The organism is Mucilaginibacter auburnensis, from assembly GCF_002797815.1.
In the GTDB taxonomy this organism is placed as follows: Bacteria; Bacteroidota; Bacteroidia; order Sphingobacteriales; family Sphingobacteriaceae; genus Mucilaginibacter; species Mucilaginibacter auburnensis.
In genome coordinates, this window is sequence record NZ_PGFJ01000002.1 from 1,668,827 (window position 1) to 1,679,212 (window position 10,386).

9 protein-coding genes are annotated in these 10,386 nt (G+C 41.8%); all 9 read left to right on the forward strand.

The genetic code is table 11. The features are described 5' to 3' along the window. Positions 1–86: 86 nt before the first annotated feature. The 9 genes from uvrA (at position 87) to CLV57_RS18245 (ending at position 10,224) form a co-directional block, all read left to right on the forward strand. Positions 87–2,930, forward strand: coding sequence for an excinuclease ABC subunit UvrA (gene uvrA, locus CLV57_RS18205; protein WP_100342800.1), 2,844 nt, complete (start codon positions 87–89; stop codon positions 2,928–2,930). Positions 2,931–2,992: 62 nt separating this feature from the next. Further along, a complete protein-coding gene (locus CLV57_RS18210) occupies positions 2,993–3,244 on the forward strand; it encodes a type II toxin-antitoxin system Phd/YefM family antitoxin (protein WP_100342888.1) in 252 nt (83 codons plus the stop codon). Further along, positions 3,241–3,495 (forward strand): Txe/YoeB family addiction module toxin, encoded by a 255-nt coding sequence (locus CLV57_RS18215; RefSeq protein ID WP_100342801.1) that lies wholly within the window; start codon positions 3,241–3,243, stop codon positions 3,493–3,495. Before CLV57_RS18210 ends, CLV57_RS18215 begins: the two co-directional genes overlap by 4 nt. Before the next feature lie 78 nt (positions 3,496–3,573). Further along, on the forward strand, positions 3,574–4,548 hold the full coding sequence (locus CLV57_RS18220) for a hypothetical protein (RefSeq protein ID WP_100342802.1): 975 nt from the start codon (positions 3,574–3,576) through the stop codon (positions 4,546–4,548). Next, positions 4,532–5,662, forward strand: coding sequence for a glycosyltransferase family 2 protein (locus tag CLV57_RS18225; protein WP_100342803.1), 1,131 nt, complete (start codon positions 4,532–4,534; stop codon positions 5,660–5,662). The genes CLV57_RS18220 and CLV57_RS18225 overlap by 17 nt, the downstream gene beginning before the upstream one ends. Before the next feature lie 97 nt (positions 5,663–5,759). Continuing rightward, a complete protein-coding gene (locus CLV57_RS18230) occupies positions 5,760–6,956 on the forward strand; it encodes an ABC transporter permease (protein ID WP_100342804.1) in 1,197 nt (398 codons plus the stop codon). A gap of 43 nt (positions 6,957–6,999) precedes the next feature. Then, positions 7,000–8,238, forward strand: a complete 1,239-nt coding sequence (locus CLV57_RS18235) for a PP2C family protein-serine/threonine phosphatase (protein WP_100342805.1) — start codon at positions 7,000–7,002, stop codon at positions 8,236–8,238. 70 nt (positions 8,239–8,308) lie between these two features. Further along, the gene (locus CLV57_RS18240) at positions 8,309–8,920 is read left to right on the forward strand and encodes a ribonuclease HII (RefSeq protein ID WP_100342806.1); all 612 of its coding nucleotides are present in this window, start codon (positions 8,309–8,311) and stop codon (positions 8,918–8,920) included. Positions 8,921–9,015: 95 nt separating this feature from the next. Then, entirely contained in the window at positions 9,016–10,224 is a 1,209-nt protein-coding gene (locus tag CLV57_RS18245; RefSeq protein WP_100342807.1) for a glycosyltransferase family 4 protein, read from the forward strand. Positions 10,225–10,386: the final 162 nt, after the last annotated feature.

A 10,386-nucleotide genomic window follows, 5' to 3' on the forward strand; every position in this document is an offset into this window, starting at 1 on the left:
ATGTTTAGGGCACAAAACAAAGGCAATGTTTTTGCTTATATTTGCTTAAAATTTTAGCATTTTGCCGTTAGCGGCATTTATTTTATATGAGCGATAAACACATTGACCTGGGTGAGCAAAGCGAAGTTGAGGTATACGGGGCACGGGTTCATAACTTAAAAAATATTGATGTTTCTTTTCCGCGCAACCAGCTGGTTGTAATTACCGGGTTAAGCGGCAGCGGCAAATCATCGTTGGCGTTTGATACTATTTATGCTGAAGGCCAGCGCCGGTATATGGAAACTTTTTCCGCCTATTCGCGCCAATTTATGGGCGGCATGGAAAGGCCGGATGTTGATAAGGTTTCGGGCTTGAGTCCGGTTATTGCCATTGAACAGAAAACCACCAGCAAAAATCCGCGCTCAACGGTTGGCACTATTACCGAGATATACGATTTTATGCGTTTGCTTTACGCCCGTGCCGGTGTAGCTTACTCTTACATCAGTGGTGAGAAGATGGAGCGCATGAGCGAGGAACAGATCTTCAAAACCATAATGGAGCGCTTTGACGGGCAACCGGTAAACATTATGGCGCCAGTGGTAAAAGCGCGCAAGGGCCACTACCGCGAGTTGTTTGAGCAAATACGCAAGCAAGGTTATTTAAAGGTTTATATAGATGGTGCCATAGCTGATGTTGAACCCAAAATGCAGTTGGACCGCTATAAAATACACGATATTGATATTGTGGTTGACCGCCTGGTGGTTAATGCCAACGACACCAAACGCATTTATGACTCTATACAATCGGCTTTAAAAACAGCTAAGGGCATTATCCGTATTGCTGATAAAGACAATAACGTTTACTACTTCAGTAAATATTTGATGGACCCGGTTTCGGGCATATCATACGATGAGCCGCAGCCAAATACATTTTCATTCAACTCCCCTTATGGTGCCTGCGATAAGTGTAACGGCTTGGGCTATATTTTTGAGGTAGATGAAGCATCGGTTATACCCAACCCAAAGCTGAGTATTTTAAACGGCGGTTTAGCCCCATTGGGAGAATACCGCGAGACCTGGATCTTCCAGGTGTTAAAATCTTTAGCTAAAAAGTATGACTTTTCGTTATCAACCCCTATTGAGAAAATAGAACGCGAAAAACTCGACATCATTTTAAACGGCGCACCCGACCTGTTAACGGTTGCTGTTGAATACAATAAATGGAACGTTCAAAGTTATCAGATAACGTTTGAAGGTATTATCCGCATGCTGGAAGAGCAGCAGGAACGCCGCGGAGATGAAGGCATGGACGATATGGAAAACTATCGCGTGCTTAAAACCTGCCCTACCTGCGATGGTGCCCGTTTGAAAAAAGAGTCACTGCACTTTAAAGTAGATGGCAAAAATATTTTTGAACTATCTACCATGGATATCAATACCCTACAGGATTGGTTCAATGGTTTGGAAGAGCGCCTTAATGAGCGCCAGAATGTTATCGCCAAAGAAATATTAAAAGAGATACGCGCCCGCATTGGCTTTTTGCTGGATGTAGGTTTGAGCTACCTTACTTTAGACCGTACTGCAAAAACATTATCGGGCGGTGAGGCGCAACGCATCAGGCTGGCTACGCAGATCGGTTCGCAACTAATGAATGTGATGTATATTCTTGATGAGCCAAGTATTGGTTTGCATCAACGGGATAACGAGCGATTGATTAACGCCCTTAAAAACCTGCGCGATCTGGGCAATACCGTGTTGGTGGTTGAACACGATAAGGATATGATACTGGAAGCCGACCATGTTATTGATATGGGGCCGGCAGCCGGCGTACACGGCGGACAGGTGGTTGCGCAAGGCACACCCGCTCAATTAATGGCTGAACATACGCTTACCACTTCATACATCAACGGCGAACGTGAAATTGCAGTACCTAAAAAGCGTCGTGAGGGTAATGGCAAAACACTTTCGCTGAAAAAAGCGACAGGGCATAACCTTAAAAAAGTGAATGTTGATTTTCCGTTGGGTAAATTGATAGGCATTACCGGGGTATCCGGCAGTGGTAAATCAAGTTTGATAACTGAAACGCTTTACCCGATACTAAATCATCATTTCTTTAGAGCAAAGAAGCACCCGTTACCCTACGGCACTATTGAGGGTTTGGAGCATATTGATAAGGTAATTGAGATCGATCAAACACCTATTGGCCGTACACCACGGTCAAATCCGGCTACCTATACAGGCGTTTTCTCAGATATCAGAAACCTGTTTGTTGCACTGCCGGAGTCAAGGATACGTGGTTACAAGCCAGGACGTTTTTCTTTCAACGTAAAGGGCGGCCGTTGCGAAACCTGTCAGGGTGCAGGTATGAAGGTAATTGAAATGAACTTTTTACCCGATGTGCAGGTGCCCTGCGAAGAATGCGCAGGCCGAAGATACAATCGTGAAACATTAGAAGTGCGCTACAAAGGCAAATCCATCAGCGATGTGCTTGACCTGAGCATTGAAGATGCTGTTCCGTTTTTTGAGCATATACCTTCCATCTATCGTAAAGTAAAAACACTGCTGGATGTAGGCCTGGGATATATTACTTTAGGTCAAGCCTCAACCACCCTGTCGGGCGGTGAGGCGCAACGGGTAAAACTTGCCACCGAGCTTTCCAAAAAAGACACTGGAAACACCTTCTATATATTGGATGAGCCTACTACCGGTTTACACTTTGAAGATATTAATGTATTGTTAGGTGTATTAAATCAGTTAGTTGATAAAGGCAACACTGTTTTGGTTATTGAGCATAACCTGGATGTTATTAAAGTAGCAGACCACGTTATAGACCTTGGCCCTGAAGGTGGATCAGGCGGTGGCACCATACTTTACCAGGGCACTCCGGAAGGTTTATGCAAAGTGAAGAATAGCTTTACCGGCAGGTTTTTGAAGAAGGAAATGGGGCTGTGATTGTATTGTACAAAATTTTGTACAACAAAATTACTTTATTATCTTTACCCAAACCCAACAATATGATAACTACATATTCCGATTTCCGGCAGCAATTAAAATCGTGGTTAGATAAAGTAAGAAATAATCACACTCCTTTATTTGTTACCAATGCAAAAGGCGAAGATGTAGTGGTGCTTTCAAAATCTGACTATGAAAGTATGGAAGAGACATTTTATCTTCTTAAAAACCCTAATAACGCTGCACGCATATTGAAAGGTATTACAGATTATGAAAAGGGGCTTGGCAAAGCAAGAAAGCTGATTGAAGAATGAGCATCATTTTTCTTGAAGATGCCTGGGAAGATTACCTCTACTGGCAAAATAAAGACAAATCCACGCTCAAAAAAATAAATTCCCTGATAAAAGAAATAGAGCGGACTCCATTTGAAGGTAACGGAAAACCGGAGCCATTGCGTCATAGTCTTTCGGGGTGGTGGTCGCGCAGGATTAATTTAGAACATAGGTTAGTATATAAAATTGACGGCGACGCTATTGTTATTCTTCAATGTAGATATCACTATTAGTTTTATCTACACACCTATCCATTTCACTAATAAAACATTTATTTGTTTAAATTGTACATTGCACAAACATTTCTATAATTGACCGCAACCACCAAGAAGTTTGTTTCTTTCGCAATAAAGGCTGTTATACTTGCGCTTGCATTTTATTTTATTATTCACCAATATGTAAATAAGGGCAGTAACTTAAAGCAGTTTCAATTGCTGGTGAGTAATATTCCGCAGCAAAGGGTTATAACTATTATGGCTATAGTAGTTGTGCTCATGGCTGCCAATTGGGGTCTTGAAGCGTTAAAATGGAAATACTTAACCCGCAATCTCACAAATATAACCCCTTGGCAAGCCATTGAGGGTGTTTTCTGCGGATTGACCTGGGCTGTTATAACCCCTAACAGATTTGGCGAATATGGTGGCAGAGTAATGTATTTGCCCCCGCGCAGGCGTATTCACGGGGTGTTTGCTATGGGTGTAGGCGCCTTTGGTCAGTTGGTGATTACCAATGTGCTTGGCTTTATAGCAATTGCATGGTTTACTTACACTTTTTTAAAGCTGAATACACTTGTTCAGAACAGTGTATTTTTCTTTGCCTGTACATCAATCGCTTTTTTCCTGATACTATTCTTCAATATCAGGTGGATGGTTTGGCTGCTTGACCGTATTCCCTTTCTTAAAAAATTCCATCGTTTTTTTGAGATAATGGGCAGGTACAGCTTTGCGGAACTGGTAACCATTATGTACTTCTGCCTTGGTCGATTTTTTATTTTTTCGCTGCAATATTACCTGGTTATTCATTTGCTGGTGCCACAAATACCCATGTACGAGGTGTTTTTGATGGTGTTTATTGTTTTGTTTATTCAATCAGCGCTTCCATCTTTAGATGTATTTGATGTGGCTATCCGCACCTACACGGCAACAACTTTATTTGCCTATGTTACAACTCAGGAGATGGCAATAGCAGGTGCCTTTGCATCTATCTGGCTAATAAATCTTATTTTTCCGGCTATTATTGGCACCATATTCACTTTAAACATTAAATTTTTTGATCGCAACGCTTAGTACCTTTTTCTTACTGCTCACAGCATTCTACTTGCTGGTACTGGGCTATCTTATAAAAGGATGGTGGGCATTAAAGCGTCCACGTGTAAATACGTCAGGCTTTGAAACAAAGGTTACCGTTTTAATAGCGGCACGGAACGAGGAAGAAAGCATACACCTTACTATTAACGATATTTTAGCTCAGGATTACCCCAGGCATCTGACTGAAATTATAATTGTTGACGACCACTCAACCGATGACACTGCCAATATCATCCGCAGCTATGCCGACCGTGGTGTAAAACTGCTTCAGTTAAATGAAGACCGGCCGCTTAACTCTTATAAAAAGAAAGCCATAAGCGAAGCGATAAATCTTTCAACCGGAGAGCTGATGGTGGCAACCGATGCAGACTGCCGCATGGGTAACAAGTGGTTGTCTACTATAGTTGGTTATTATGAAGCAGAAAATCCGGTAATGATCTCCTCTCCGGTTAGCTATTTTGAAGAGCGATCATTGTTTGAGTTAATGCAAACGCTGGAGTTTTCGTACTTGATAGGTATAGGCGCTTCTTTTATCGGAAATGGCCGCGCATCAACCTGCAACGGTGCCAACCTTGCTTATCGTAAGGATGTGTTTTACGAAGTTGGGGGCTTCAAAGGCATTGATGATCTTGCTTCAGGCGACGACGAGTTGCTGCTTCAAAAAGTAGCTCAACGCTTCCCAGGCCGTATTGGCTTCACTAAAATTACAGATGCTGTTGTTTATACCCATGCTAAACATACCCTGTCGGGTTTTTTGCAGCAACGCAGGCGTTGGGCTTCCAAATCGACCCGATATAAAGACAAAAAAATTGTTGCCTTAGCCGTAGGCATCTGGCTATTTAACGTTTCGTTATTAATTAGCGGTGTTTTGAGTTTATTTAGTACCGAGATATTGCAACTCTTCCTTTTACAATTCGCTCTTAAAATCGCGGTAGAGACCTGGTTCCTCATTCCAATTATGCATTTTTTTAAACGGCTTGCTTTGGTACCTCTTATTTTATTGGTATCACCGGCGCACGTTGTGTACCTGGTTTATATAGGAATGGTCAGCAACAACAATAAATACGTTTGGAAAGGCCGGATGGTGAGGTAATAACCAACGCTTGCGCCATATCATCGCATTGAAATTTTATAATTACAAGTTGCCTGTAGCCGCATATTAAACGATATTTAGGCAAAATAATCAACCATTGGTAGAGTTAACACCTTCACAACGTACCTGGAAAGCTTTTAAGCAGAACAAACTCGCCATGGCAGGGTTGCTTTTCATTATATTGGCATCAATTACAGCTGTGTTGGGTTATTTAATAATGCCAGATGATACGCCATCTGCCAACAACCAGGCCATACAACTCAGCCTTAAAAAACCTGGAAGCACCTTTAAATTGTTGCTAATAAGAAAAGAGGGAAATATTGATACCGTGGGCTTTTTCACAAAAATGCTGTATGGTCAGCCGGCCATGTACACATCTGTTCCAATAACAGGTTTCAAGTTTGTAAAAGACACTATCTATGTTAACGAGTACATTGGAGATGAAGACAAGCCGGAAATAAAGGCATACAATATTTTTGAGGTAGTGAAAGGTATTAAACCTATATATACCAATGACCGGGTAATTATTGGCAGGCAAAAACTATCCAAAGGCGAAGCGTTGAATGCCCGCTTTACAGATCAAATCATCAATAACCACATCACCCAAAAAACCTTTTTATTGGGCAGCGATCTATATGGGCGCGACATTTTAAGCCGATTAATATTAGGGGCCCGCATATCACTTTCCGTTGGAATAATGGCAGTGGTTATTAGTTTATTAGTAGGTGTTACCATTGGAGCCTTAGCCGGTTATTTCGGCGGATGGGTTGACAATGTGTTAAGCTGGCTGATGAATATTTTGTGGAGCTTACCTGCCTTATTGTTAGTATTGGCTATTTCCTTTGCCTTAGGCAAGGGCCTGTGGCAAATATACATTGCCGTTGGGTTGTCAATGTGGGTAGAGGTGGCCCGCCTTGTGCGCGGGCAAGTGATAAGCCTGAAACAAACCGAATATATTGAAGCCGTGCGAGCATTGGGTTTTGGTAATACGCGGATTATTATCCGCCATATTTTACCCAATATAAGCGGACCGGTTATGGTAATGGCTTCATCCAACTTTGCATCGGCTATATTATTGGAGGCCGGCCTAAGTTTTTTAGGCTTTGGTGCACAGCCACCCACCCCAACCTGGGGTGGTATGATACGCGAACACTACGGTTATATAATTATGGATGCCGCTTACCTGTCTGTTGTGCCTGGTTTAGCTATCATGCTCATTGTCTATGCTTTCAATCTTGTAACAGTAGCTTTACGTGATGCCTTCGACATAAAATCGCAAAATCTCCGCGTGTAAAAATATTTTTATCTATTTTAGTCAACACCGCATAAACCTACAAATGCAGGATATTGAACAGAATTCAGGCGAAGATGAACTGATACGTTTATTGTTAAAACGGCAATCGGAGTTAAACTCATTGTTGGAGGTTACCCGTGCAATTAACAAAAATACTTCTACTCCGCTGCTTATACAGATGTTGGAAGCTATTTTACAGAGCTACTTGCATGTTGGGCGTTTCAGGTTCCTGATTGAAAAAGACAACAATTTTGCCTGCATATCCAAGTATGGTGGTCAGATTGAACAAACCGGCATATTAAGCAAGGCATGCGCCAGCTTGCACAAAATTAAAAGTCCCGAGTCATTGGCTAATAATGCTAATCCGGTTTTAAGCAAATACGATTACTTTATCCCCATATATCATAAAAACAAAGCGCTTGCCTATGCCCTGATCGGCGATTTTGATACTTCCGGTGAGATGCTCAACAACGACCTTAACTTTATACAAACCCTTGTAAATGTTGTGGTGGTAGCGCTTGAAAATAAAAAACTTTTTAAAGAACGCCTGCAGGCTGAACGTTTACAACGCGAAATGGAACTGGCCGCCGAAGTACAGAATATGCTCATTCCGTTAAGGGTGCATAAAGAAACAGCAGTTGAAATAGGCGCTCGTTATTTACCTCACCAAAACATTGGCGGCGATTATTTTGATTTTATCCGCCTGAATGAAAATGAGTTTTTATGGTGTATTGCTGACGTATCCGGAAAGGGGGTTTCGGCCGCCTTATTGATGGCCAATTTTCAGGCAACCTTGCATGCATGGACGGCGGTAGAAGATGATCTCACCAATATTGTTGAACGCCTTAACCAAAAGGTGATTGACAACACCAAAGGCGAACGCTTTATTACCTTGTTTTTAGCAAAATATAACCAAACAACCCGCAAACTTAACTACATCAATTCGGGCCATAATCCAACTATACTTTATAGTAATGGCGAGGCTGTACCGCTAAAACTGGGCACAACCATGATAGGCGCATTTGAGCAATTACCTTTTTTAAACCAGGGAGAAGTAGATATTGAACCCGGAAGCTTATTGTTTAATTATACTGATGGGTTATTAGATATTGAGCCATCGGGCGATAAAAAGTGGAATGAGGAGCTATTGCTTGATTTTGTTATAGCACGGGGAGAAGAAGATCCGGACAACTTTAACCAGGCACTTTTAGATCATTTAAACTTTAACCTTAAAGGCAAGCCAATTGACGACATAACCATGTTGACGTTGCGCATCTTCTAAATTATATTTTGTTTAAAACGTGTGAAAAACATTAGTTGCAACGTTAAAACAAATATTGTCTTTTTGTACTGTGTTATTAGCCAGATTTCAGCATGAATTAATTGAGGCCGGTTGTGATGAGGCCGGCAGAGGTTGCCTTGCCGGGCCTGTGTTTGCCGCCGCCGTTATTTTACCACATGATTTTGAACATCCGCTGCTCAACGATTCCAAGCAAATAACCGAAGAATTAAGATACGCCCTTCGTACCGAGATAGAACAAAAAGCCATTGCATACGCTGTAGCATCATGCGATAACCTGGAGATAGACGAGATCAACATTCTAAATGCTTCGTTTTTGGCTATGCACCGCGCTGTTGAAAAATTACATATGCAGCCGCAATTGTTATTGATAGATGGCAATCGCTTTAACAAGCATCACACCATACCTCACCAGTGTATTATAGGTGGCGATGGCAAATACCTGAGCATTGCAGCTGCTTCTATTTTAGCCAAAACCTATCGTGATGACTATATGAGAGAGATAGCAGCACTTCACCCCGAATATGAATGGCACAGCAATAAAGGCTATCCAACAATAAAACACCGCCGAACTGTGTTAAGCATTGGCTATACTCCCTATCACCGTCGCACTTTCAAAGTTACATCACTTATAACCGCCCAACCGGAAACCGAAGTTCTTTAAAAAGTCAAATTCACTTCAAATTAGTGTAACTGCCTGCCTTTACCTTGTTACTGTAAGGCATTTAGGTTATTTTTGGTTTAAACCTGAGTTAAATTTTGAAGATACTTATCCTGGCGCATCGTGTTCCGTTTCCGCAAAATGGCGGGTACTCCATTGTGGTATGTAATACCATAAGGGGTTTGCTGCGCATGGGGCATGAGGTATCATTATTAGCACTCAACAACAAAGCAGGTTTAGATAATTGTCGCCCCGATGATGACATTGCCGAAAAGTTAAATTATAAGATCCACCGGATAGATACCACGGTTACCGTTTTGCAGGTAGCGGCCAATTTGCTCCAAAAAACATCTTTTAACATTGACCGGTATTTTGATGAGGACTTTGAGCATTTACTAATAACCGAGGTTAAAACTAACAACTTCGATATTATACAATTTGAGGGTCTTCAAACTACACTTTACTTTGATGCGGTACGGAAAAACTCAAGGGCCCGACTGATCTACCGCGCGCACAACATTGAGAACCAGTTGTGGGACCGCATGTCTCAGCAAAAAATTGATCCTTTTAAAAAAGCCTACCTTAAAATGCATGCCCGGCGCATCAAAAATTATGAGCTGGATGTGCTGAATAAGTTTGACGCGCTTTTGGTGTTTACCAACGAAGACAAGCAAACTTTGGCTAACGATGGCATCACAATAAAAATCAATGTGCTGCCGCTGGGCGTAAGGTTAGAACAGTATCAACCTAATGCCAGGTTAACCGAGTTTCCGAGTTTGTTTTTTCTTGGATCATTAGATTGGTTGCCTAACCGCGAGGGCATGGAATGGTTCCTGGAAAATTTTCATAAAGAAATTGCAACCGGCGAACTAATGACCAGGCTTTACGTAGCCGGCAATGATATCCCCGATGTATTTGACGATTATGAAGCCCTTGGCAAAATTTTTATACAAGGCGAAGTGGACGACGCCATGGAATTTGTAAACAGCAAGGCCATCATGATCGTTCCGCTTTTAACCAGTGGCGGTATGCGGGTAAAAATGGTAGAGGGCATGGCCATGCAAAAGTGCATCATCTCCACATCGTTAGGCGCAGAGGGCATTAACTACGTAAATGGGCGTGATTTATTAATTGCCAACACAGTGCCCGAATTTTACAAAGCTATAAAACGCTGTATAAGCGATGAAAACTATTGTCGTAAAATAGGCGCTAATGCCCGCAAACTTATTGAGGAACAGTATGACAACGATGTTATTACTCAAAAACTGGTTGAGTTTTACAACAAGTGCCTGCAATCACCTTTCTGAGTTAACTAACTCCCTTTCCATCTAACCAGTTCAATTTTGTTACCTTTGCCACGGTTTAGTTTATATTTATAATGAAGAACACCGCATTAACTGATACCCATATAAAACTGGGCGCCAAAATGGTACCCTTTGCAGGTTACAACATGCCTGTACAATACAACG

Bases quoted from the DNA above. Each gene is read 5' to 3' on its own strand.
- uvrA (WP_100342800.1), top strand. From the start codon at position 87: ATGAGCGATAAACACATTGACCTGGGTGAGCAAAGCGAAGTTGAGGTA.
- CLV57_RS18210 (WP_100342888.1), top strand. From the start codon at position 2,993: ATGATAACTACATATTCCGATTTCCGGCAGCAATTAAAATCGTGGTTA.
- CLV57_RS18215 (WP_100342801.1), top strand. From the start codon at position 3,241: ATGAGCATCATTTTTCTTGAAGATGCCTGGGAAGATTACCTCTACTGG.
- CLV57_RS18235 (WP_100342805.1), top strand. From the start codon at position 7,000: ATGCAGGATATTGAACAGAATTCAGGCGAAGATGAACTGATACGTTTA.